At 67.7% G+C, this 22,028-nt stretch carries 22 protein-coding genes; 9 read left to right on the plus strand and 13 right to left on the minus strand.

Translation table 11 applies throughout. From position 1 onward, the window contains the following. The first annotated feature begins 38 nt into the window (after window positions 1-38). The 7 genes from fliE to IQ782_RS03560 are packed head-to-tail and all read left to right on the plus strand — an operon-like array spanning window position 39 to window position 3,857. A complete protein-coding gene (gene fliE / locus IQ782_RS03530; RefSeq protein ID WP_194133246.1) occupies window positions 39-329 on the plus strand; it encodes a flagellar hook-basal body complex protein FliE in 291 nt (96 codons plus the stop codon). A gap of 3 nt (window positions 330-332) precedes the next feature. After that, window positions 333-602 carry a flagellar biosynthetic protein FliQ gene (locus IQ782_RS03535; protein WP_194133247.1) on the plus strand — a complete coding sequence of 90 codons (270 nt, stop codon included), beginning with the start codon at window positions 333-335 and terminating at the stop codon, window positions 600-602. A gap of 9 nt (window positions 603-611) precedes the next feature. Next, on the plus strand, window positions 612-1,325 hold the full coding sequence (locus IQ782_RS03540; protein WP_194133248.1) for a flagellar hook-basal body complex protein: 714 nt from the start codon (window positions 612-614) through the stop codon (window positions 1,323-1,325). Between the two features lie 28 nt (window positions 1,326-1,353). Continuing rightward, a complete protein-coding gene (gene flgG, locus IQ782_RS03545; RefSeq protein WP_194133249.1) occupies window positions 1,354-2,139 on the plus strand; it encodes a flagellar basal-body rod protein FlgG in 786 nt (261 codons plus the stop codon). A 2-nt stretch (window positions 2,140-2,141) separates the two neighbouring features. After that, entirely contained in the window at window positions 2,142-2,561 is a 420-nt protein-coding gene (flgA, locus tag IQ782_RS03550; protein ID WP_338092540.1) for a flagellar basal body P-ring formation chaperone FlgA, read from the plus strand. Between the two features lie 3 nt (window positions 2,562-2,564). Beyond that, on the plus strand, window positions 2,565-3,293 hold the full coding sequence (flgH, locus tag IQ782_RS03555; RefSeq protein WP_194133250.1) for a flagellar basal body L-ring protein FlgH: 729 nt from the start codon (window positions 2,565-2,567) through the stop codon (window positions 3,291-3,293). A 9-nt stretch (window positions 3,294-3,302) separates the two neighbouring features. Next, the gene (locus IQ782_RS03560; protein WP_194133251.1) at window positions 3,303-3,857 is read left to right on the plus strand and encodes a flagellar basal body-associated FliL family protein; all 555 of its coding nucleotides are present in this window, start codon (window positions 3,303-3,305) and stop codon (window positions 3,855-3,857) included. A gap of 12 nt (window positions 3,858-3,869) precedes the next feature. Here IQ782_RS03560 and IQ782_RS03565 read toward each other — a convergent pair whose 3' ends face one another. The 12 genes from IQ782_RS03565 to IQ782_RS03620 all read right to left on the minus strand — a co-directional run bounded on the left by IQ782_RS03565 (window position 3,870) and on the right by IQ782_RS03620 (window position 18,331). Further along, a complete protein-coding gene (locus IQ782_RS03565) occupies window positions 3,870-4,304 on the minus strand; it encodes a hypothetical protein (RefSeq protein WP_194133252.1) in 435 nt (144 codons plus the stop codon). Then, window positions 4,301-5,395 carry an EscU/YscU/HrcU family type III secretion system export apparatus switch protein gene (locus IQ782_RS03570; protein WP_194133253.1) on the minus strand — a complete coding sequence of 365 codons (1,095 nt, stop codon included), beginning with the start codon at window positions 5,393-5,395 and terminating at the stop codon, window positions 4,301-4,303. The genes IQ782_RS03565 and IQ782_RS03570 overlap by 4 nt, the downstream gene beginning before the upstream one ends. 6 nt (window positions 5,396-5,401) lie before the next feature. Then, window positions 5,402-6,169 (minus strand): flagellar biosynthetic protein FliR, encoded by a 768-nt coding sequence (locus IQ782_RS03575; RefSeq protein ID WP_194133254.1) that lies wholly within the window; start codon window positions 6,167-6,169, stop codon window positions 5,402-5,404. Then, window positions 6,166-8,253 (minus strand): flagellar biosynthesis protein FlhA, encoded by a 2,088-nt coding sequence (gene flhA, locus IQ782_RS03580; RefSeq protein WP_194133255.1) that lies wholly within the window; start codon window positions 8,251-8,253, stop codon window positions 6,166-6,168. Before flhA ends, IQ782_RS03575 begins: the two co-directional genes overlap by 4 nt. A 3-nt stretch (window positions 8,254-8,256) precedes the next feature. After that, the gene (locus IQ782_RS03585; RefSeq protein ID WP_338092541.1) at window positions 8,257-8,937 is read right to left on the minus strand and encodes a lytic transglycosylase domain-containing protein; all 681 of its coding nucleotides are present in this window, start codon (window positions 8,935-8,937) and stop codon (window positions 8,257-8,259) included. A 161-nt stretch (window positions 8,938-9,098) separates the two neighbouring features. Beyond that, window positions 9,099-11,411: a hypothetical protein gene (locus IQ782_RS03590; protein WP_194133257.1), complete on the minus strand. Its 2,313-nt coding sequence runs from the start codon at window positions 11,409-11,411 to the stop codon at window positions 9,099-9,101. Further along, window positions 11,408-12,277 carry a flagellar motor stator protein MotA gene (gene motA / locus IQ782_RS03595; protein ID WP_194133258.1) on the minus strand — a complete coding sequence of 290 codons (870 nt, stop codon included), beginning with the start codon at window positions 12,275-12,277 and terminating at the stop codon, window positions 11,408-11,410. Before motA ends, IQ782_RS03590 begins: the two co-directional genes overlap by 4 nt. 63 nt (window positions 12,278-12,340) lie before the next feature. Further along, window positions 12,341-13,465, minus strand: coding sequence for a flagellar basal body P-ring protein FlgI (locus tag IQ782_RS03600; protein WP_240989076.1), 1,125 nt, complete (start codon window positions 13,463-13,465; stop codon window positions 12,341-12,343). Then, on the minus strand, window positions 13,465-14,466 hold the full coding sequence (locus tag IQ782_RS03605; RefSeq protein ID WP_194133259.1) for a flagellin: 1,002 nt from the start codon (window positions 14,464-14,466) through the stop codon (window positions 13,465-13,467). Before IQ782_RS03605 ends, IQ782_RS03600 begins: the two co-directional genes overlap by 1 nt. Window positions 14,467-14,477: 11 nt before the next feature. Then, window positions 14,478-15,938: a flagellar hook-associated protein FlgK gene (gene flgK, locus IQ782_RS03610; protein ID WP_194133260.1), complete on the minus strand. Its 1,461-nt coding sequence runs from the start codon at window positions 15,936-15,938 to the stop codon at window positions 14,478-14,480. Window positions 15,939-16,055: 117 nt separating this feature from the next. Beyond that, complete coding sequence (locus tag IQ782_RS03615; RefSeq protein WP_194133261.1) at window positions 16,056-17,354, minus strand: flagellar hook protein FlgE; 1,299 nt, start codon at window positions 17,352-17,354, stop codon at window positions 16,056-16,058. A gap of 143 nt (window positions 17,355-17,497) precedes the next feature. Beyond that, the gene (locus tag IQ782_RS03620) at window positions 17,498-18,331 is read right to left on the minus strand and encodes a flagellar motor protein MotB (protein WP_194133262.1); all 834 of its coding nucleotides are present in this window, start codon (window positions 18,329-18,331) and stop codon (window positions 17,498-17,500) included. Between the two features lie 221 nt (window positions 18,332-18,552). Here IQ782_RS03620 and IQ782_RS03625 point away from each other — a divergent pair, with 221 nt between their 5' ends. Further along, on the plus strand, window positions 18,553-20,679 hold the full coding sequence (locus IQ782_RS03625) for a YjbH domain-containing protein (protein ID WP_194133263.1): 2,127 nt from the start codon (window positions 18,553-18,555) through the stop codon (window positions 20,677-20,679). Further along, window positions 20,676-21,353: a YjbF family lipoprotein gene (locus IQ782_RS03630; protein ID WP_194133264.1), complete on the plus strand. Its 678-nt coding sequence runs from the start codon at window positions 20,676-20,678 to the stop codon at window positions 21,351-21,353. The genes IQ782_RS03625 and IQ782_RS03630 overlap by 4 nt, the downstream gene beginning before the upstream one ends. A 4-nt stretch (window positions 21,354-21,357) precedes the next feature. Here IQ782_RS03630 and IQ782_RS03635 read toward each other — a convergent pair whose 3' ends face one another. After that, the gene (locus IQ782_RS03635; RefSeq protein ID WP_194133265.1) at window positions 21,358-21,969 is read right to left on the minus strand and encodes a sugar transferase; all 612 of its coding nucleotides are present in this window, start codon (window positions 21,967-21,969) and stop codon (window positions 21,358-21,360) included. Window positions 21,970-22,028: the final 59 nt, after the last annotated feature.

A 22,028-nucleotide genomic window follows, 5' to 3' on the forward strand; every position in this document is an offset into this window, starting at 1 on the left:
CTCACACGCCACCCGAAACACCGTGAAAGGAATTCAGAATGGATGTCCGATCGCTTTTTGCCGCACAGCAATATGCCGCCCTGCGCCCCGCCACCGAGCCGGAGCCCGGGGCAGAGGGGGCCGGGCCCCGGCTGGCCAGCGCGGTCCGCGACTTCGCCGCGACCCTGGACGAGGCCGAGAGCATGGCCACCTCGGCGATGACCGGCGACGCCGATCCGCACGCCCTGGTCCAAGCCCTGGCGCAATCCGAGCTGGCCGTCGAAACCGTAGTGACGCTGCGCAACAAGGTGGTCGAGGCCTATCAGGAACTTCTCCGGATGCCGGTCTGACCCATGCTGAACGAAACCATCTTCTTCGACACGCTGCGCCAGGGACTCTGGGTCGCGACCGTCACGTCCCTGCCAATTCTCTCTGCGGCGCTCGTCGCGGGTGTGGCGGTCGGACTGTTCCAGGCACTGACCTCGATTCAGGAAATGACCCTGACCTTCGTGCCCAAGCTGCTGGCCATCGTCCTCACCTTCTGGGTTTCGATGAGCTACATGACCGAGACGCTGGTGGCCTTCTTCCAGTCCCGCGTCCTGCCGATGATCACCGGGGGCTGAGGGGCTGAGATGGAAACCTCCGGCTACACCGTCCTGTCGCGCCAGAGCGGCTTGCTGCGCGAGCTGCAACTCGTCGCCAACAATGTCGCCAATGCGAACACCACGGGCTACCGCCAGCAGGGGCTGGTTTTCTCGGAATTCATCCGCACGACCGATCGCGGCGGATCGGTCTCGATGAGCGCCGCGCATGTGCGCAACAGCTCGTTCGTCCAGGGTGCGATCACCCGCACCGGCGCCGCGCTCGACCTGGCGATCGAAGGCGAGGGCTTCTTTCTCGTGCAGACCGCCGCTGGTGAGCGGCTGACCCGGAACGGTGCCTTCACCACCAATGCCCAGGGCGACCTTGTCACCCACGACGGCAACCCGGTGCTCAGTGCCGGCGGCGGGCCGGTCTTCGTGCCCCCCGGCGCCGACGATCTCGCCGTGGCGCGGGACGGCACGCTCAGCAGCGGCGGCCTCCCGATCGGACAGATCGGTCTCGTCCGCCCAAGCGATCTCAAGGCACTCGAGCGTGAGGGCGCCACGCTGTTCCGCACGTCCGGCGCCACCGAGCCGGTCGACAGCCCGAAGATCATCCAGGGCGCCCTGGAATCCTCGAACGTCGATCCGATCCTGCAGCTTGCCCGCCTGATCGAGGTGCAGCGCGCCTATGAAATGGGGCAGGGCTTTCTCGATCGCGAGGACGAGCGCCAGCGCACAACAATAAAGGCCCTGTTCACATGATCCCGTTCACCGATCCGGAGGTTCGCCGATGCGTGCCCTGAAAATCGCCGCCACCGGCATGAGCGCCCAGCAGATGCGGGTCGAGGTGATCTCGCACAACCTCTCGAACATGAGCACCACCGGCTACAACGCCCGCCGCGCCGAATTCGCCGATCTCCACTATCAGCAGCTGCACCGCGCCGGGACCATCAGCGCCTCGGATGGAACCATGCTGCCCACCGGTGTACAGCTTGGCCTAGGCGTGCGACCAGCCGCCGTCTCGGTCAACTTGGCGCAGGGCAGCTCCTCCGCCACCGGCGGCGATCTCGACATCGCCATCGAGGGTAAGGGCTATCTTGAGGTCACGCTGCCCTCGGGCACCCCGGCCTATACCCGAGATGGCGCGCTGAAGCGCAGCGCGGATGGGCTCATCGTCACCTCCGAAGGGCTGCCCGTCGCGCCGGAGATCGCCATTCCCGACGATGCCAAGAGCATCTCGATCAACCCGCAGGGCGAGGTCTACGCCTATTTCGACGGCACGGTCGCGGCGCAGTTGCTGGGTCAGTTCACTCTCACCGGATTCACCAATCCGCGCGGGCTGGAGGCGATCGGCAGCAACCTCTTCAGCGAGACCGAGGCCTCTGGCCCGCCGCTTCAGGGCACCGCCGGTCTGGACGGGCTGGGACGGCTGCGCCAGGGATACCTCGAGGAGAGCAGCGTCGATCCGATCTACGAGATCACCGAGCTGATCGAAGCGCAGCGCGGCTACGAACTGAACTCTAAGGTGATCACGGCAGCGGACCAGATGCTCGCGGCCACGGTCCAGGTGCGCTGATCATGATGTGGGCCCTGCTCCTCCTGTTTCTCGCCGGCGGGCCGGCCCAGGCCGAAAGCGTCATGGCGACGCGGACAATTCGTGCGCAAGAGGTCATCGCGCCAGACGCCGTGCGCCTTGACCCGCGCAGCGCCGACGGCGCGGCCGAGACGTTGCAGGCGGTGATTGGCCGCGAGACGCAGGTCGCCGTCTACGCCGGCCAGCCGGTGCTGGCCGCGCAGCTGTCGGAGCCTGCCCTGATCGACCGCAACCAGCTCGTCGAGCTGGTCTACGAACACGCCGGCCTGCGCATCGTCACCGAGGGGCGCGCCATGTCCCGAGGCAGCGCCGGAGAACGGATTCGCGTGATGAACCTCTCGTCGCGCAGCCTTCTAGTGGGCACGATCCGCCCAGACGGTCAGGTCGATGTTTCACCGGAGTGAGCCATGACACATCGCGCCCCGTTGCTGTTTTGCCTGCTGCTCATCGCCGCCTGCACGCGGCTCGACCATTTCGGAAGACCCCCGGGCTTCACCCCCAAGGAAGACGGCGCCGAACACGCCGCGATGGCTTATTCCTCCGCCAGCGATCCGGGGCTGCCGCTGCGGATCACCGACCATGCCTCGCTCTGGAGCGGCGCGCGCGGCTCGCTGCTCGGCGACCGCCGTGCCGTGCGCAGCGGCGACATCCTCACCGTGGTGATCGAGATCGACGAGCAGGCCGAGATTTCCAACGCCACCGACCGCGCGCGTTCCGGCTCTGAAAGCCTCGGGATCCCCGAGTTCTTCGGCTATCCGCAACGCCACGAGGCGACGATGACCGACGGCACCTCGCTGGCCACGGCGGTGGACATCAGCAGCTCCAGCAGTTCCAGCGGCGACGGTTCGGTGAAGCGCAACGAGAAACTCACGCTGCGGGTCGCCGCCACGATCACCAGGGTGCTGCCCAACGGCGTGCTGGAAATCTCCGGCTTGCAGGAGGTGCGCGTCAATTTCGAGATGCGGGAATTGCTGGTGTCCGGCTATGTCCGGCCCGAGGATATCTCGCGCCAGAACGAGATCACATATGACAAGATCGCCTCGGCGCGGATTTCTTATGGCGGGCGCGGACAGATCAGCGACATGCAGCAGCCGCGTTACGGTCAGCAGGCGCTCGATGCGATCCTTCCGTTCTGAGAGAAGCGTATGAAAAAGCTGCTTCCCCTCCTCCTCGCGCTTCTGGGCACTGCCGCGGGCGTCGGCGCGGGCATTTTCCTCGCCCCGGGTTCCGGGAAATCGACCGATCATGCCCCCGCGCCCGCGGGAGCACCCGAGCATGAGGGTGCGGCACCTTCCGACGACACGGATCCCCATGCGCCCGCGGCGGATCACGCCGGGCCGGATCATGCCGAAGCGGAGAGTGACGGCCATGGCGGAGAAACGGAATACGTGAAGCTCAACAACCAGTTCGTCGTTCCGGTTGTCGAAGACGCACGCGTCGGTGCCCTCGTCGTGCTCTCGATCTCGCTCGAGGTTACCGCCGGAAGCGCCGCCGGTATCTTTGACGCGGAGCCCAAGCTGCGCGACGGCTTCCTGCGCACGCTGTTCGATCACGCCAACATCGGCGGTTTTGACGGCAATTTCACCGAAACCCCGCGCATGGAATCGCTGCGTCGCGTGCTTTTCGAGACCGCGCGCAACATTCTCGGCCCACGGGTCAAGGATGTGCTGATCACCGATATCGCTCGGCAGGACAATTAACATCTCCGCGGGTCAGCCTCGGCCGCCAGCGTGCTGCCAAAGGCGCAGCGCCGCCAGCGCTTCCAGCGCTCGCTCCTCGGCAGCAAGCTGCCGTGCGACCCGGTCGTCGCGGCTGCGATCGACGATCTGGCGTGCAGCCATGTCCCGCGAAAACGCAGCGCGCGCGGCCCTGCTGCTATAGCCCTGCCGGGCACGGGCCTCTGCCAGGCCAAGCTGCACCACCGCACGTCGGCGCAGCAACTCGCCCTGCCAAAGCGCCGCCATGCCCAGGAGCTGATGCGCGCCCATCGCCGGCCCTTCGTCCAGGGCTGCCATGCGCAATGCGTCGATGCGGTCGCGCTCGGCGCGGAGACTCGTCTCGGCGTCCAGATCGCGCCTGTAGGCTGCCAGCGCGCGGTCGCGCAACAGCGCCGAGACCCGCAGGAGATCGGCCTCCGACCGGTTCATGACCCGCGCCGCCACCCACGGCGGGCGCGGGCGCGCATCTCTTCGGAAAAGCGGATTGCTGCGGCAACGGGTCGATAGAACTCGGGGGCGATCTGCGCGCCGATTTCGGTCGTCGCGTAGAGCGCGCGCGCGGTGGCCGGGTCGGAATGCACCGGCACCCCGTGCTCGGCGGCGATCTCGCGAATCCGCCGGGCCATCTCGTCCTGGCCCTTGGCGATGCAGATCGGGGCCGAACCGGGTGTGCGATCCCAGCGCAGAGCGACAGCGTAATGAGTCGGGTTCGTGATCACGACGTCGGCGCGCGGCAAATCGGCGATCATCCGGCTGAGCGCGATTTCCTGCGCCCGGAGCCGCCGCTGCTGCTTGAACATCGGGTCGCCCTCGGCTTCCTTCTGCTCGTCGCGCAACTCTTTCTGGGACATGCGGTTGCGACTCAGATGCTCGGCGTTCTGCCAAATCAAATCGAGCATGCCGAGCGCCAGCGCCACCAGAACCGCCAGCCCGAGCAGGTCTCGCATCAGTCCTGCCAGGAATTGCGCCGCCGGGCCGGAGTCGAGCGTGACGCTTGCGGCGATCTCTTCAAGCCGCGACGACAGGAACAGGCCCAGAACCGCGGAATAGAGACAGAGCTTTCCGAAACTTTTCGAGAACTCGAAGAGCCCGCGGCGGCCGTATTTGTTGCGCGCGTTCTCCAGCGGCGACAGGCGTTCAAGCTTGGGCATCAGCTTCGAGGGGGTGAAGACCAGGCCGCGGGTCGCGAGGAGCGCCAGCAGCACCGCGAGGGTCGGGGTCAGCAGCCAGGGCCAGACCGCGTGCACCACCGCGGCCATCAACCCGCCGACCGGCGCGCTCGACGGGTCGTCGAAGAACAGCGTCACCAGCCGGTCGGGCTGGTCGATCGGCGCAACCAGCACCCTGCCGAGGGCCTGTAGCGCACCGGGCCCGACCGCCAGCGCGACCAGCAGCAGCCCCATGTAGCCCGCGGCGGTGAGCAGATCCGGTGCGCGCGCGATGTCACCCTTGCGGCGAGCCTCGTCCAGCTTGCGCTGCGATGGCTCGTGGCTTTTCTCGGACCCCTCTTCCGCCGCCATGAGGCGCTACCGAAACGGACTTGCGAGGAACCCATCGACCTGCGCCAGCCAGGCCGACAGCAGCATCGGCGCGACCAAGGCCATCAGCGCCATGGCTCCAAGGGTGATCACCGGCGCGCCGACGAAGGCGACCATGAGTTGCGGCATCGCCTTGTTGATGAAGCCGAGCGTCAGGTTGTAGAGCGCCGACAGGATGACGAAAGGCGCGGCGAGCGAAAAGGCCAGGGCAAAGGCATGGCTGACCTCGTTCCGGCTGATCTGCGCCAGAATTGCCGCGTCCGGCAGGGTCATCGGCGGCATCAGCTGGTAGGACAGGATGAGATAGCCGGCGGCCTTGACGTGAAATCCGGTGCCCATGAGCAGGGCCAGGGCGGCAACACTCAGCACGTGCCCAAGCGCCGGCATCGGCTCAGCCGCGACGGTGCCGAGCAGCTGTGACAGCGAGGTGGCCTGCGAGGCGATGGTGCCCGCGGTCTGCAGCGCGAACACGAAGAGCCGCAGGATCAGCCCGAGAAACAGCCCGATCAGGGTTTCGCAGGCCAGCGCCTGCACCAGCAGCGCCAGCGTGGGGGGCCCCGGTGGCAGGAGGATCGCAACGGCGGGCAAGATCGCGACGCTCAACAGGAGGGCGAGCATCAGCCGCAGGCGCGGCGGCACCCAGGGTTCGCCCAGTCCCGGCAGCGCGAAGACCGCGGCTCCGACCCGCAGGAAGACCAGCAGACCAAGCCAGAGCGACTGCGTGCCGAGCGCGATCAACCCACCGAGCCCGGTCATGCGGCCACCAGCCCGACCAGCGCCGGGCGCGCCTCGAGCCCGATCTCCTCGAAGGAGAGGACCGGCGTCGACAGGCCCTTGGCCGCCATGATCGTGCGCAGGAAGCGGCGGCGGCGCGAGGAGGTGACCAGCGCCGGATAGATGCCGCGGCTGCCGGCGCTCCCCACCTCCTCGGCAATGCCGCGGGTCAGCGCCTCGAAGGTTTCGGGCGGCAGCGCCACATCGAGCACGCCGCGGCCGCCGTCGACCTGGTGGCTGGCGAACGTGTCTTCCCATTCCGCCGCGAGCTGGATCAGGGGAATCGTCCCGTCCTCGCGTCGCATGGTCGCGACCAGCTGGAAGCCGAGGCGCTGGCGCACGTGTTCGCAGATCGCCTCGGGCGCGGTCTGCTGACCGCGCATCTCGGCCACCGCTTCGAGGATCAGCGGCATGTTGCGGATGCTCACCTGCTCCTCGAGCAGCAGCCGCAGCACCGCGTGCAGCGTGTCGATCTGCACCTTGTCGGGAATCAGCTCGTCGAGCAGCCTCCGGTTCGCCTCGGCCCGGCCGGCGTCGGAAAGCGAGACCATCTCGTCGAGCAATCGGCGCAACGCCTTGAGCGTCAGCAACCGCCCGAAGTTGCGCTTGATCACCTCGAGCAGATGCGTCGCGAGCACCTCGGCGGGGGTGACGATGGTGACGCCGGTGAGCGCCGCGCGGTCCTGGTCCTCGGGGCGGATCCAGCGGGCCGGGGCGCCGTAGACCGGCTCGTGCACATCCCGTCCATCCGGCAGGGCGCGGGCGTCATCGGGCACCAGCGCCAGCACCAGGTCGGGGTTCAACTCGCCCCGCGCCACTTCAACCCCATGCACGAGGATCACATAGACCCCGGTGGCCCGCGCCGGTGCGTCGGTGAGCCGGATCTCGGGCAGGATCAGCCCGTAGCTTGCCGCCACGTGGCGGCGCATGTTGGCGATGCGGATGTCGAGCCCGGTGCCCGGATCCAGCACCATGGTCACCAGATCCGGTGCGAACTCGAGGTGGATCTCATCGAGGTCGAGGACATCGCCGATCGGCCGATCACGCGGCGGGCCTTCGGGCAAGTCTTCGGCCGGGCTTGCCGCCGCGGCGCGCATCCGCTGACCCATGCGCAGCGCCAGGAAGACCAGCGTCGCCGCGCCAAGGATGAACGGCACGAACGGCAACCCCGGCACCAGCGCGAAAAGCGCCATCAACACGCCGACCGTGCCCAGCGCCGCCGGGTGGCGCGCCAGCTGCGCGGCCACCGCCACATCGGTCGCGCCCGTCGCGCCGCCCCGCGCCAGCAGCAGCCCCGAGGCGATCGAGATGATCACCGCCGGAATCTGCGAGACGAGCCCGTCCCCCACGGTCAGGATCGCGTAGGTTTCGAAGGCGTTGCCCAGCGCCATGCCATGCACGAAGACCCCCATGATCATGCCCATGACGAGGTTTAGCAACGTGATCAGCAGCCCCGCGACCGCATCGCCCTTGACGAATTTCGACGCGCCGTCGAGTGAACCGAAAAACGTGGTCTCCTGCTGCTCGCGCTCGCGCCGCAGCTTCGCCTCGGCGTGGTCGATGGCCCCGGCGGACATGTCGCTGTCGATCGCCAACTGCTTGCCCGGCATGGCATCGAGCGCGAACCGCGCGCCGACCTCGGCCATGCGCGCGGCCCCCTTGGTGATCACCGCGAAATTCACGATCATCAGCACGCCGAAGACCACGAGGCCGAGGAACACGCTGCCGCCCATGACAAAATTGGCAAACCCCTCGATCACATCGCCGGCGGCCCCAGTGCCGGTGTGCCCCTGCCCGATGATCAGCTTGGTCGAGCTGACGTTGAGCGACAGCCGCAGCATCAGCGACCCCAGCAGGATCGTCGGGAAAGAGGAGAAGTCCAGCGGCCGCTCGATAAAGAGCGTGACGGTGAAAATCAGGATCGCAAGCCCGAATGAGGCGGCAAGCCCGAGGTCCAGGACAAGCGAGGGCATCGGCAGGATCATCATGACGATGACCGCCATCAGCGCCACGGCGAGCAGCACCGTGGGCTTGAACAGGCTGGAGGCGGCTACGGGCTCGGCCATGGCTCAGCCTCCGCCAGAGGCGCGCAGGTCGAGGAAGGGTCGTGCCTGACCGCCAAGCGGTGTCAGGGAGCCGGGGCTTCGGGCCCCCTCGCCCAATAGCAGCGGGAAGCCGTTGCCGGGCTCGGGTGGCGGCGCTTCGGAGAGCGCCGCGCGTACGCTGCGATACCGGGCGATGTAGCGTTGCGCATATTCCGGCGTACGGCTGTGATAGGCCGCCACCGCACGTTCCCAGTCGCCTTGCTCGTCGTGAAGGCGCTTGAGAAATCCGGCAGCATAAAGCGCGTTTGTCTCGGGATCGAACATCTCGTCGGTGGAGCCGAAGGCCGCGCCATGCCAACGCAGGTTCACCTGGAAGCAGCCGATATCCATGTTGCGCCGACCCCGCGCCACCTGGCTGGCGGCAAAGGCGCGCGCCTCGGCCGGGCTGTCGAACCAGAAACCGTCCCCCCCGAGGTTCACCGTCCAGGGCCAGGGCTGCAACACGCCGTCGCGACTGCGCCCTGTTTCGACCCGGGTGACGGCGCGCATCACGGGCAGCGGCACCCCGAGCTTGCGCGCGGCATGAGCTGCGGCCCGGTCGCAGCGCGACGTGTCTTCCACCGTCGCCTGCACGGGCTGCACCACCAGTACCGAGCCGATCAGCGACAGGGTCAGCCACCCGCGCACCGACAAAAGGCGCCTCACGCAGACCGCGTGCAGTGGCATCCTAGCCGCAGACCAAGATCGCAGTGCGCGCTGAAAGACGAGGCTGTGTTTCACACCGGTCACTCCGCATCCTGCAGAACCTCCACCGGTTTAGGTGGATTCGCTTTCCAATTCCTTTCCGTCAGCGCAGCCCCAGGCGATCACATCTCCGGTGCCGGCCTGTCGGCCAGCAACGCACGGATTGTGTCGATCGTGGCCTGACCGCTGTCGGCCAATTCCTTGCCCTGCGTCAGCGTAGGCGCACCGGCCACCGGCGGCGCGGTGCCGCCGCTGGCGAGCGCCGCGGCGTCTGCCAGAACCGGGTCGCTGCCGCTGGCCGCCGCCGCGAGATCGCCGGCGAGCCAGGCCAGCCGCGCCGCGTTGCCGACATCGCCCAACTGCACATAGGCGGCGCGAGCGAACTCGTAATCACCCATCGCCTCGCGCGCGGCGGCGCGCAGCCGCAGCACGTCGTCCCCCTGCAGGCCGACCAGCGCGATCTCGGCCTCTTCAGGCTGTTGTTGCGCAAGCGCCCGGCGTGCCTGCATCAGGCGCCAGTCATGTTCCTTTCCGGGCGGGGCGGGACCGGACATCCAGCGCCCCGCCGCCTCGGGCAGTCCCAGCGCCAGCAGGCGGTCCGCGATCGTCAGGGCCAGCGCAGGCTCTGCCGGGGCCAGCGCAAGGTTGTCGGGATCGAGCGCATACCGCAGGAATTTGCCGTCCTCGGCCGCGCTGGTCAGCGCAGACAAAACTTCGGTCCGGGCATGACTCCGCGTTTCGGCCGGCACCTCCTCGGGGGTGCCGATCTCGGCAAAGGCACGGTCGAACTCGCCATTGGCCCAGGCCGCGCGAATATGCGCCAGCCAGAGCTCATCGCGCGCCTCGGTGCTGCGCCGTTCGGTGCTGTAGGCCGCGGTCAGATCGACCATGCCCGGCGCCACCGGCCGTCCTTCGTGGGTGGCCAGATCGATGCTCTCCACCGCGGCGGCAACGCCGAGGTCCCCCGGAGCCGCAAGCAAGCCGGACAGCAGCGTCGCCGCCGCATCCGGATTGCCGCTGGCGCGGGCGAGGCGCGCGTCCACCAGTTGCATGTCCTCGGTGCTGCGCCCAAGCGCCCGCGCGAGACGCGACAGCACGTTGCGCGCGGCATCCGGCTCTCCCTCTTCGAGCAGACGTTCCGCAAGCCGCGGTCCCAGCAGGCGGCGCAGGCCCAGCGGCAGTTCCTCGAAGGCCGCCATGATCGCGGGTGTGGCGATCTCCGCCGCAACCGGAAGTCCCTTCGCCCCCAGCACACCCCAGAGCGCGGCGCGCCCCGGACATTCGCTCTGGCCCGCAAAGACTCCCGCAGGATCGCCGCCGCCCTCGCTCAGTGTCGCCAGGGTCATCAGAACCGGATCGGGCAGATCGTCATCGAGCTGCAGCAGCGCGCGGGCCTCTGCGCCGAAGCCGAGCGCGATGTAGAGCTGCGCAAGCTCCCGCTGCACCTGCGCATCGATGCGGTCGAACTCGCCGAGAAGCCGCCCGCGCAGCGTCCCGATCCGCGCGAGTGCTGCACCCTCGCCGCCCTCGCCGAACCAGCCGGGCAAATCGAGCCGCCGATCGTCGAGGCAGGCGCGCTGGCCGCCGATGCGCAGCACCGAGGACGCCCCGAAGCCGCGCGCAGTCGACCCGGAGAGAAGCTCGGCGCTCACCGATCCGTCCTGCGCCTTCGCGGAGGGGTGGCGTTCCGGCTCGTCCTGCGCCGCGTCCTGCCGCGCTTGCGGCAGGCTGTGCCGCGGGCCATCGGCTTCGAGCAGCCCCTGCGTGGCGCCAAGCGCAAGCTGCTCGGCAAGCGACCGGCCGAAACTTTCCGCAATCTCGCGATCCGCCTCCGGGGTCGCCAACTCGGCGGCGAGCCGGGGCCCAGGATCGAAGCTCGGCAGCAGCGCGCGGGCACCCGCCGCATCCGAGGCACCCGGCAACAGACCGAGATCAAGCCCGGCGGCCGGCGCAAGATCAGGATCGGGATGGGGCGCGGACACCAGAGCCGGTGCTTGCACGAGCGGCGCGTCGGACCCCGCCGCGATGCCCGGCAGCGGTTCATCGGCGCGGCGCGGCCGGATGTCGAACACCGCCATGCGCCCCTCATGACCCGAGCTGTCGACCACGCAGTCGCAGGCCAGCACGATCTCGACCCCCGTGCCACCCGGCAGCGCGGTGACCTCGGCAACGCGCGCCTGGTCGATGCGGTGGAAGACTGCCCCCAGCCCGATGTCGAAGCCGCCCCGCTCCAGATCGACCCGGTAGCGGTCTTCGGCCGTCGCCGCCCCTTGCCAGCCCAAACCGGCCGGAAGATCAAGCACCAGGCGGGTGAAGCCACCGTGCTCGCCGCTACGCATCTCAATCTGCTGCGCAGTAAGCGCGCCGGGCAGCAGCAACGGCCCAATGCGCAGACCGCAGAGAATTGGAAGGCGCAGCGCGCGGAGCCTGCTCATGCCGCCTCCTGCTTGACCGATTTCAGCGCCTCCTCGAGGTCAACGAAACTGGGTCGGAAATGCGCCGGGGTGTTCTGACGACCGACCTCGATGCAGATGTTGGTCGCGTGGTTGTGCAAGTTCGCCACCAGCACCTCGCGGATCAGCTTGTAGAAATGCAGATCCTCCTCGACCACCGATTTCACCTTGTTGGCAAAGGGCCCCATGAACCCGTAGGCGAGGAAGACCCCGAGGAATGTTCCGACCAGCGCGCCGCCGATCAGCTTGCCCAGAACTTCTGGCGGCTGGTCAATCGAGGCCATGGTCTTGATCACCCCGAGCACCGCCGCGACGATGCCCAGCGCCGGCAGCGAATCCGCCATGCTCTGCAACGCATGGCTGGAATGCATGCGATGCTCCTCCAGCGCCTCGATGCGCTTGTCGAGCACCTCTTCGACCTGGTGAGGGTCGTCATAGTTCATCGACATCGAGCGCATGGTGTCGCAAATCAGCTCGATGGCGACCTTATCTCCCTGGATCTTCGGATATTTCGAGAAGATCGCCGACTCTCCCGGAGATTCCACATGCTCCTCGATCGCCACCGGGCTCTGCCGCGCCAGCTTGATCAGCTCGAAGAGCAGGCAAAGCAACTCCTTGTAATCGTGAGGTTTCCATTTCACGCCTTTGAACACCTTGCCGATGTCCTTGAAGGTGTGCTTGACCACCCCCCCATCGTTGCCGAGCAGGAACGCCCCGGCCGCCGCGCCACCAATCATCATCATTTCGAAGGGCAGCGACTTGATGATGATCGCCATCTTGCCGCCGGCGGCAAGGTAGCCGCCGAAGACCATGCCGAAGATGACCAATATGCCGATGATGCCGAGCATCCGGTGACTCCTTCACCCCAGGATTTCCGCCTGGGCCGGACGGGTGTACCCGCCCTGCCCGCCTCACATGACAACGAATTCCGCGTGGAGCGCGCCCGCCGCCTTTATGCTCTTCAGGATGTCGATCATGTCGCGCGGCGAGACCCCCAAGGCATTGAGCCCGGCGATCACCTCGGACAGCGACGTGCCCCCCGGCACCTCGGCAAGGCCGACGCCCGGTTCCTCGACGATATCCGCGGTGCTGCGTGGCACGACGATCGTTTCGCCCTCTGCAAAGGGGTTGGGCTGGACCACCAGCGGCGCTTCGGAGATGCGCAGCGTCAGGTTGCCCTGCGACACCGCGACACGCGAGATGCGCACGTCCTCGCCCATGACAATGGTGCCCGAGCGCTGGTCAACCACCACCCGCGCGCGCCGCTGTGGCTCCACCGGAAGGTTCTCGATCGCCACGACCGCCCGTGCCGGCGATCCGGCACCGGTGCGCCGCAGGTCCACTGCAACCGTGCCGGCATCGAGCATCTGCGCCGCCGCCGCCCCGACCGCGCCGTTGATCACCCGCTCGATCCGGCCCGCGGTCGTGAAGTCGGGCTCGCGCAGCGCCAGGCGCAGGGTCGACAGCTGGGTGAAGTCGAAATCCACCTCGCGCTCGATCCGCGCGCCGGCGGGGATCACCCCAGAGGTCGGCACACCCTGCACCACCCGGGCCGCGGCGCCTTGGGCGTCGGCGCCACCGGCGATCACAGTGCCTTGCGCCACCGCGTAAATCTGCCCATCGGCGGCATTCAGCGGGGTCATGATCAGCGTCCCGCCAAGCAGGCTGCTGGCGTCACCGATGGCCGATACCGTCACGTCGATCTGGCTGCCGGCGCGCCCGAAAGGCGGCAAGCGCCCGGTGACGAAGACCGCGGCGACATTGCGCGGCCTGAATTGCTCGCCCGTGACGTTCACACCCAGCCGCTCGAGGATGTTCTGCATGATCTCTTCGGTGAAGGGCGCATTGCGCAGCCCGTCCCCCGTGGCGTTGAGACCCACCACCAACCCGTAGCCCACAAGATCGTTGGACCGAACGCCATCCAGCTCGACGAGGTCCTTGATGCGCACCGCCTGCGCGGCCGCCTGCCCCGCGATGCCCAGCGCCAAGAACGCAAGGCCGCAGGTCAGCAGCAGGCGGCGCAGCGACGCGCGCATCACAGGAAGTCCACGAGCGAGAGCTGCGAAGAGCGCGCCGTGATCGCGTAGAGGCTTTCGAGCTGCGCCCGCACGTTCTCGTAGCGCGCCGCCGCCTCGAAGCTGTCGGCCCCGACAAGGTCGACCCGTGTCATGCTGAGGGCGGTGCGTTCGGCGGCGTTGCGCGCGGTCACCTCCTCGATCCGCGCTTCCTTGGCCCCCAGGCCGGCTCGCAGCTCCACCAGTCCCTGCTGGTGCCCCAGAAGCTCGCGCCCGGCTTGCGACAGAAGCTCGGTCTGCACCTCCGGCGCGAGGCCCAGGCTGACGTCGGTCGCCAGCGCCGCCTTCGCAACCGATTTCAGCAGCGCGCGAAACACCGGATCGTCGCCCCGTACCGCAAGCGCCACCTGCTCGCCGCTGCCGATGCGGATCGGGCTGGGATCCTCGGTGCTGCCAAGATAGCCCGTCGTCTCGAAGCCGCCGCCCGAACTGTCGAACCAGGCATCCAACGCCGTGTCGATGTCAGACGCCGTGGTCTGGCCGGATAGCGCGAGGCCCAGATCGGCCAGCATGTCATCGAGTCCTGCCACCGCGGGCGTGTCATTGGCGGTGCCCGAGAACAGGAAACGGCCACCGATATTGCGGTTGAGCCCGGCCAGCACCTGTCCCATGGCGTTGCGCGCCTCCTCGGAAAAGGTATCGCGCATTTCCTGCGTCGGCGTCAGCTCGGCCGACAGCAGAACCTGCGACAGAAGTTCGGCCCGGCTCTGGATCTCCTCCAGCGTGGTCTGCATGGTCGCCGCCCGTGCCGAGGCCTCGGTCGTGCTGATGCGGAAGGCTTCGAGCCGCGACAGGTCGCGGTCGAGCGCCACCAACCCCGTCACGTCGCCCTGCAGATGCCGCGCCGGATCGCGCACGAAGCCGGTGGCGATCTCCACGCCAAGCTTGTCGAGTTCGCGGTTGAGCCGCGTGTGATGCGTGCCCAGAACCAGGCTGCGCGCCAGATCTCCCACCGTGTCCATCTTCGTCCTCCTCAGATCGCCAGCAGCCGCTGCAACAATTCATCGACGACGCTGATCACCCGCGCGTTGGCCGCGTAGCTCTGTTCGATGCGGATCAGCGTCTGGAGTTCGGCATCGCTGTCGACGCCTTTCGACAGCTCGATCTCGCGCAGTGCGGTGTTCCGTGCGCGGGTGAAGCTCAGCTCATCCTCGGCCCTTACGCGGGTCAGCGACAGCGCCGAATGGAACTCCGCCACGTGCTGTGCAAAGCCCTTGCTGCCGGTGCCGAGGCTGGCAGAGGCGGGCACGGTCAGGGTTTCCATCGCCGTCATGTAGCCGGTGAGCAGCGTTGCATCTCCGACCGGTCCCTGAGAGGCTGCGCCGAGCCCGTCGCGCAGGCGCCAGCTGCCGTCCCCCTCTGGATCGACCAATGCGTTGAGCGTGACGCGCCCCGCCAACCCCACCTCGTCGAGCGGATCGAAGGCCAAGCCGGCATCGGTGAACAAACCCGGATCGCCGCTCGCCAGGGTGCCATCGGGACCGCCGGGCGCAAACCGGTCGATCAGGTCACGCGCGATCCCGTCGAGCCCCGCCTGAAGATCAGGGGCAAGCCCATCGCGGATCTGCAACTGCGCCCCAAGCGTTCCGCCGCCGAGCGGGCCGCTGTTGCTGCTGGAAATCGCCACGCCATTGATCGTCAGCCCCGAGAGCACGCCCCCCGCCATGGTCATCGCCGCATCGATCGCCCCGGTCGTGGTGAAGCCGATGTCGACAGGGGCGCTGTTGATCGTCGGATCCAGCAGCACCGTGCCGGAGGCGGCATAGAGCGCCTGCGCCCCAAGCGGCCGGTCCACCACGCGCAGCGGCACGATCTCTGCCAGCTCGTCGATGACCCGCTGCCGCTCGTCCATCAGCGAGGCGGCATCGCCGCCGCGGATCACCTCGGCAGAGATCGCGTCGTTGAGCGAGCGGACCCGGTTCAGCCCGGTGTTGAGCTGATCCACCTGCGCTCCGATGGCCGCGTCCGCCTCGACCCGGCCCTGTTGCAGCTCAGTGCTGAGCGCGTTCAGCGTGTCGGTGAAATCCAGACCGGCCTGCGCCAGGGTCTGCAGCCGTTGCGTCGAGGCCGGATCGGCGGCTGCCGAGACCAGCGCCGTCTCGAAAGCCGCGAGACGCCCGGTCAGCGAGCCCAGCGCGCCGCTTTCGCCGACCAGACCCTCGAAACGCGCGGCAAATGTCTGCATGTCGGTGGCGAAACCCGCGCCCGCGTCCGACAGCCGCCGGTCCGAGAGCACCGCCGCATCGACCAGTCGCCGCACGCCCAGGATCGCCACGCCGCCATGGCTGCCGCTGCCGCGCGAGGCGGTGTCGAGCTCGCGCCGCCCGTAGCTTTCGGTGGTGGCATTGGCGATGTTCGAGGCGACCACCGTGGCGGCCCGGCTGTTTGCGGTCAGCCCGCTTGTCGCATTGGATAGTGCACCGGTCAGGGACATTGGCCTGGCTCCTCTGGAAATCGGTCTTGCGTGGCGCAACCGGCCCGCGCTCCGCAGCGCCGGGCGTGACGCCGGGCAGCGCGATCGGCTCGGCGCGGGGTCCCGCGCAGCGCCGGCTCAGCGCTTGATGTTCGTGGTCTCCTGCAGCATCTCGTCGACCGTCTGGATCACCTTGGCGTTCGACGAATAGGCCCGCTGGGTCTGGATCATGTCGGTCAGCTCCTGCGCAACGTCCGTGGTGGATTCCTCGCGCGCGTAGGATTTGATGTCGCCGGTCGGCCCGTCCCCCGCATCCCAGAGAAAATACGAGCCGCTTTCCGGAGACGGCTTGAAGGTCTGGTTGTCCATCGGGATCATGCCGTTCGGATTGGGCAGATCAGCCAGCGGGATCTGATAGAGGGTCTTGCTAACGCCGCTGTCGTAGAGCGCGTTCACATAGCCGTTCTCATCGACCTCGACCGAGACCATGTTGCCGACAGGGGAGCCGTCCTTGGTGATCGAAATCGGCGCGAAGCTGTTGGAGAGCTGCGACAGACCGTTGCTATCTCCGATGGCGCCGATGTCGAATTCGATCGGCCCGCCGGCCACGGTCACCGTCATCTTGCCGGTGGTTCCACTGTAGGCGCCGCCCGACACGGTGGTCACGGCGCTGATCTTGCCGCCCGCGGCGCGCGTGTCGTCGAAGGTGACCACATACTCGCCGATCACCGCCCCGGCCGAGGCGGAATCGGTCATCACGATGGTCCATTCATTGGACATGCCGGTGGCTGGCACCGTTGGCGTGAAGGTCATGGAGATGTTCTGCGACACCCCGAGGTTGTCGAAATATTCCACCGACAGGGTTTCCGAGCCCCCGTCGGAATCCGACATGGTGGCCGTGGCGGGCAGGTTCAGGCTCATCTCGACAGAGGTGGTCGGATCGCCCTGAAGGTTGAGACTGAAGCGCACCGGTTCAAGCCCGTCGACGGTGTCACGCGGGAAGTTCGGGATGGTGCCGTCAATGTCGGCCGGCCAGCCCATGAGGTAATAGCCCAGCTCGTTGGCGAGATAGCCTTCCTCGTTGATGCGGAACGAGCCCGTGGAGGTCAGCAGAAGCTCGGGCTCGGCGGGATTGGCATCATATTGCGGGCCAGCGACCACGGGCAGCATCCCCCTGCCCCGCACCGCCAGATCGGTGGCATTGCCGGTGGTGACCAGCGAGCCCTTCTGGTCGATCACCCGCATGTTCGAGGACATGACCCCGCCGGCGGTGTAGGACCGCCCGCCATCGGTCATCACCAGCGAGTTGAACTCGGTCTCTGCCCGGCGATAGCCGTAGGTGGAGGAATTGGCGATATTGTCCGAAATCGCCGCCAGCCGGCTGGCGTTGGCCGTGAGCCCGGAGACACCGGCGTTCAGAGACGATGAGATGGTCATGGGCGCGCCTTTCTGCTGTCACCTGTTCCCGTCCCTCCGGACACTACGGGCGCTGGCTTAACGGCGGGCTAATAGGTAAAATCTTGGGAAATCGCCCACACCCGAACGTCCGACGCCGCGGCGTGCAACTCCGCCGCGCCCGGTCACCGGCGCAGGAAGATCACCTCGATCCGCCCATTGCGGACATCCATCGGGTTGCCGCGCGAGGGTTCGCGGTCGGCATGGGCGGTGACCCGCGCGATCCGCACCTTGGGCACGCCCTCACCCTGCAAGAGTTCGCGCATCCGCGCCGCGTGGTCCGAGGAGGCCTGCCACGACGGATCCTGCGCCAGGACGATCGGCGATGCAGCCACATGGCCCTCGACGGCGATCGGGTTGCGCACCGTCTGACTGGCCCCGGCGATGATCTGCGCCAGTCGCCGCAACAGGAAGGTCGGGCTGCCGTCCGCCGCGAAGAGCCGGGCTTCCCCGGTCTCGAAGAGCTCGACCACGAGCCCCTCGTCGGTGACCCGCGTCACCACGTGGCGCATCAACCCGTCATCCACCATGCTCTCGCCGTGCCGCGCGGTGAGCCGGTCCCGCAACTCCTCGAGCTGCGCGGTCTCGGCGGCGTTCGGGTCGGACTCCCCCGAGGTTTCGCTGCCGCGCGCGGCGTTCTTCTCTGTGGCTTGGAGCGCGGTGGAGCCGGTGCCCATCCGCGGCAGCACGTTTTCCGAGAATGTGCTCTCGCCACCCATCAACCCGTCCCCACCCCCCGAAATCCGGGCCACGGCGATCGTCGGGTTGAAGTAGTCCGCAAGCCCCTTGCGCTGTTTCTCGGTCGTCGCGTTGAGCAGCCACATCAGCATGAAGAAGGCCATCATCGCGGTCACGAAATCCGCGTAGGCAACTTTCCAGGCCCCGCCATGATGACCATGGCCGCCGGCCTTCTTCTTCCGCTTGATGATGACTGGCGCGACATTGCTGTCGACGGCCATTCCACCACCTTCCATTCACCCCGCCACAGGGATAGGCCGGGCGCGGTTACCCCTGGCTTAAAAGATCGAAATCTTCTGAAAATCCGCCTCGGCCCCGGTTTGAAAACCGTGCCGCAGAACCCACAGGCGGGACCCTACGGAACGCAGCTCCATGGACAGGCGGCGGATTTGGCTCTAGCACTTTCGGAAAACACGCGAGCGCATGAGCAGGTGAGGACGTGATGGCAAGACGGGCGGGAATTGCGGCATTGCTGGCCGGGGCGACGGCGCTGGCTGGAGCCGTTCAGGCAGAGACCGTCCCGAGCTTCAACCTCTACGGCCTGCCCGGCCTCGTCGACATGCCCGACGCCAACATGGCGCCGGATGCGACGCTGGCCCTGACCTATGGCCGCATGGGCACCGCCAACCGCGGCTCGGTCAGCTTCCAGATCGCACCGCGGCTCGTCGGCACCTTCCGCTATACCGGCATCGAGAACTTCGACCATCGCGCCTCGGCCGACGGGGTCTATTACGACCGCAGCTTCGATCTGCGGTTCCAGATCCTCACCGAGGGCGACTGGCGTCCCTCGGTCGTGGTCGGGCTCCAGGATTTCATCGGCACCGGCATCTACAGCGGCGAATACCTCGTCGCCACCAAGACCCTGCGGCCCGGCCTTCAGGTCACCGGCGGTCTCGGCTGGGGCCGACTGGCCAGCTACAACGGCTTCGAGGGCTTCGGCGAGCGCTCCGAGGAGATCCTCGGCACCGGCGGCCAGCCCACCACCGACCGCTGGTTCCGCGGCGACATCGCGCCCTTCGGCGGCATCGCCTGGTCACCGAACGAGCGGCTGACCTTCAAGGTCGAATACTCGTCCGACGAGTATGTCACCGAGACCGCGCAAGCCGGTTTCGAGCATAACTCGCCGATCAACCTCGGCATGGACTACCGCTTCAAGAGCGGCACGCAGCTGTCGGTCTACTACGCCCATGGCAGCACGCTCGCGGCACAGCTGACCTACGCGATGAACCCCAAGACCCTTGGCGTTCCCGGCGGCGTGGAAAGCGCGCCGAACCCGGTGAGCCCGCGCAGCGCCGCAGAGATCGCCGACCTGGGCTGGACCTCCGATCTGGTCTCGGCGCGGGCCTCGACCCAGGATCGTCTGGCGCGCAGCCTCGAACGCGAGAAGCTCGGCCTGGAAGGGTTCGACCTGGAACCGCGCCGCGCCACGCTGCGCCTGCGCAACGAGACCTACGGCGCCCCGGCGCAGGCAATCGGCCGCGCGGCGCGGGCGATGAGCCGCATCCTCCCCGCCTCGGTCGAGGAATTCGTGATCGTTCCCTCCGAGAAGGGCATGCCCGCCTCTGCCGTCACCCTGCGCCGTTCCGATCTCGAGGCGCTGGAGAACGAGGCCGCGGACCAGATGCTGGCGCGCACCGGTTTCGGCGAGGCTCCGCGCGACACCCCGAAGATGGATCTCGAGGAATACCCGCGCTTCCTGTGGTCGCTCGCGCCCTATTTCGGCTATGCCACCTTCGATCCGGACGGACCGTTCCGCATCGATGTCGGCGCCTCGCTGCGCGGCGAGTTCCAGTTCACCCCGAACATCATCGCCAGCGGCTCGATCAACAAGAAGATCGTCGGCAACCTCGACGAGGTCACGCGGGTCTCGGAATCGCAGCTGCCGCGGGTCCGCACCGACTACGCCGAATACGCCCGCGAAGCCGACCCGCGCATCCCGCGCCTGACGCTGGGCTTCTACGGCAAGCCCGCCACCCAGCTCTACAGCCGGCTGACGCTGGGCTACCTCGAACCGATGTACGCCGGTGCGTCGGCAGAGCTCCTGTGGAAGCCGTCGGACAGCCGTTTCGCGCTCGGGGCCGAGTTGAACTACGTCGAGCGCCGCGATTACGACATGCTTTTCGGCCTTCAAGGCAACGAGACCACCGATCCGGTCAGCGGCATCACCCGCAGCTTCCCGCATGTGAACGGACACGTCTCGGCCTATTACGACTTCGGCAAGGGTTACAACGCGCAGCTTGATGTCGGCCGCTACATCGCGGGGGACACCGGCGCCACGCTGACCTTCACCCGCGAGTTCGTCAACGGCTGGCGCATCGGCGCCTTTGCCACGGTCACCGACGTTTCGTCCGAGGATTTCGGCGAGGGCTCGTTCGACAAGGGCCTGATGTTCAGCATCCCGGTGGCCATCGGCACCGGCCAGCCGTCGCGCAACGACACCACGATGACCATCCGCTCGGTGCAGCGGGACGGCGGGGCGAAACTCGCCATCGACGACCGGCTCTACCAGCGCATCCGCGAAAATCACGAGCCCGACGTGGCCGCTTCCTGGGGACGATTCTGGCGATGACCTTCAAGACCACCTGCCGCGCCGGGCTTCTGGCCGGGCTGATCGCCACGCTCGCCGCCTGCGGCAACGACGACCGCCGCGACCCGCTGCTGGAAAGCGCCTACGAAAGCCTCTTCGGCGGCTTCGGGGCCGAGGAGCAGACACCGATCACCGACCAGCAGGTGGGCCAGGCTCTGGCCGCCACCGATCGGCCGGTGATCCGCTTCACCGTGCTTGATCGCGAGGCCGAAGCGCTGGCGGTCGAGATCGAGCGCAACGGCGCGCATCGCACCTATGCCACCGCCGATCGTCAGGCCATCGTGCTGCGCAACGGTCTGATCACCGCGACCCGCGGGCTCGGCGGCGACCTGATGTCGGTCGAGGAAGACCGGCTCCTGGGGCTGCTGCGCGGGCGCAGCGCGGGGCAGGCGACCTACGTTCAGCGCTACCTGACCCCCGAGGACGTGACCGAAGCACTGTCCTTCACCTGCACGGTCACGCCCGGCCAGAGCTCGGACATCGCGCAGGGGGTGATCCGCACCTCGGTCACCGTCATGCAGGCGGCGTGCAGCGACGGGCAGGGCACCGCCTTCACCGACAGCTACCTGGTGGACGGCTCGGGCGAGATCGTCACCTCGAAGCAATGGCTGGGCGAGACCACCGGCTATGCCACCATGCAGCAGCTTCGCCGCTGACCGGTCAATGCAACCCGATACGCCTGATCACCGTCGCGGCCATCAGTTTCAGGTCGTAGCACAGGGTCCGGCGGCGCGCGTAGATCAGGTCCAGCTGCGCCTTGCGCGGCACGCAGCGCCGGCAGTAGACCGCCTCGGTCTCGTCGGCGTCGCGGCAGGGCGCCAGCAGGCGCTCCTCGGTGCGGTGGAAGGCGAGGGTGGCCAGCCCCGTGACACCGGGCCGGGAGCGCAGCACCTCGGCATAGAGCGCCGGGAACATCTCGGTGTAGCGGCGCAGCGGCGGACGCGGTCCGACGAAGCTGATATCGCCGCGCAGGATGTTCCAGAGCTGCGGCAGCTCGTCGAGCCGATGCCTCCTGAGAAATTTTCCCGTTTCAGAGATACGGGTGATCTTGTCACCACCCGAGACGCCGCGATCGCCGACATCGGGGCGCATGGTGCGGAATTTCCACAGCCGGAAGCCCTGCTCGGGCGTCTTCATCCGCTCCGACAGGTAGAACACCGGCCGGCCATCGCGGATCAGGATCGCGGCGGCGATGCCAAGGATCAGCGGCGACAGAAGAAGCAACAGCAGCGCGGCGAGCAGAATGTCGAGCCCGCGCTTCGAAACCGTCATCGCCATCCATCCCCTGCAAACAAGCGCGCAACGCCACGCGAAGAAATGCCCAGTCGGGC

The sequence above is a fragment of the Salipiger mangrovisoli genome (assembly GCF_015223355.1).
GTDB classification, from domain to species: Bacteria; Pseudomonadota; Alphaproteobacteria; order Rhodobacterales; family Rhodobacteraceae; genus Salipiger; species Salipiger mangrovisoli.

Excerpts from the sequence above, each read along its gene's own strand:
- flgA (WP_338092540.1), top strand. The coding sequence starts at position 2,142 with ATGATGTGGGCCCTGCTCCTCCTGTTTCTCGCCGGCGGGCCGGCCCAG.
- IQ782_RS03600 (WP_240989076.1), bottom strand. The coding sequence starts at position 13,465 with ATGCGCGCGTCGCTGCGCCGCCTGCTGCTGACCTGCGGCCTTGCGTTC.
- IQ782_RS03605 (WP_194133259.1), bottom strand. The coding sequence starts at position 14,466 with ATGGACACGGTGGGAGATCTGGCGCGCAGCCTGGTTCTGGGCACGCAT.
- IQ782_RS03590 (WP_194133257.1), bottom strand. The coding sequence starts at position 11,411 with ATGAGCAGGCTCCGCGCGCTGCGCCTTCCAATTCTCTGCGGTCTGCGC.
- IQ782_RS03565 (WP_194133252.1), bottom strand. The coding sequence starts at position 4,304 with ATGAACCGGTCGGAGGCCGATCTCCTGCGGGTCTCGGCGCTGTTGCGC.
- IQ782_RS03635 (WP_194133265.1), bottom strand. The coding sequence starts at position 21,969 with ATGACGGTTTCGAAGCGCGGGCTCGACATTCTGCTCGCCGCGCTGCTG.
- IQ782_RS03560 (WP_194133251.1), top strand. The coding sequence starts at position 3,303 with ATGAAAAAGCTGCTTCCCCTCCTCCTCGCGCTTCTGGGCACTGCCGCG.
- IQ782_RS03615 (WP_194133261.1), bottom strand. The coding sequence starts at position 17,354 with ATGACCATCTCATCGTCTCTGAACGCCGGTGTCTCCGGGCTCACGGCC.
- IQ782_RS03535 (WP_194133247.1), top strand. The coding sequence starts at position 333 with ATGCTGAACGAAACCATCTTCTTCGACACGCTGCGCCAGGGACTCTGG.
- flgG (WP_194133249.1), top strand. The coding sequence starts at position 1,354 with ATGCGTGCCCTGAAAATCGCCGCCACCGGCATGAGCGCCCAGCAGATG.
- motA (WP_194133258.1), bottom strand. The coding sequence starts at position 12,277 with ATGCTCGGCATCATCGGCATATTGGTCATCTTCGGCATGGTCTTCGGC.
- flgH (WP_194133250.1), top strand. The coding sequence starts at position 2,565 with ATGACACATCGCGCCCCGTTGCTGTTTTGCCTGCTGCTCATCGCCGCC.
- fliE (WP_194133246.1), top strand. The coding sequence starts at position 39 with ATGGATGTCCGATCGCTTTTTGCCGCACAGCAATATGCCGCCCTGCGC.
- IQ782_RS03625 (WP_194133263.1), top strand. The coding sequence starts at position 18,553 with ATGGCAAGACGGGCGGGAATTGCGGCATTGCTGGCCGGGGCGACGGCG.
- IQ782_RS03620 (WP_194133262.1), bottom strand. The coding sequence starts at position 18,331 with ATGGCCGTCGACAGCAATGTCGCGCCAGTCATCATCAAGCGGAAGAAG.
- IQ782_RS03570 (WP_194133253.1), bottom strand. The coding sequence starts at position 5,395 with ATGGCGGCGGAAGAGGGGTCCGAGAAAAGCCACGAGCCATCGCAGCGC.
- flhA (WP_194133255.1), bottom strand. The coding sequence starts at position 8,253 with ATGGCCGAGCCCGTAGCCGCCTCCAGCCTGTTCAAGCCCACGGTGCTG.
- IQ782_RS03575 (WP_194133254.1), bottom strand. The coding sequence starts at position 6,169 with ATGACCGGGCTCGGTGGGTTGATCGCGCTCGGCACGCAGTCGCTCTGG.
- IQ782_RS03540 (WP_194133248.1), top strand. The coding sequence starts at position 612 with ATGGAAACCTCCGGCTACACCGTCCTGTCGCGCCAGAGCGGCTTGCTG.
- IQ782_RS03630 (WP_194133264.1), top strand. The coding sequence starts at position 20,676 with ATGACCTTCAAGACCACCTGCCGCGCCGGGCTTCTGGCCGGGCTGATC.
- flgK (WP_194133260.1), bottom strand. The coding sequence starts at position 15,938 with ATGTCCCTGACCGGTGCACTATCCAATGCGACAAGCGGGCTGACCGCA.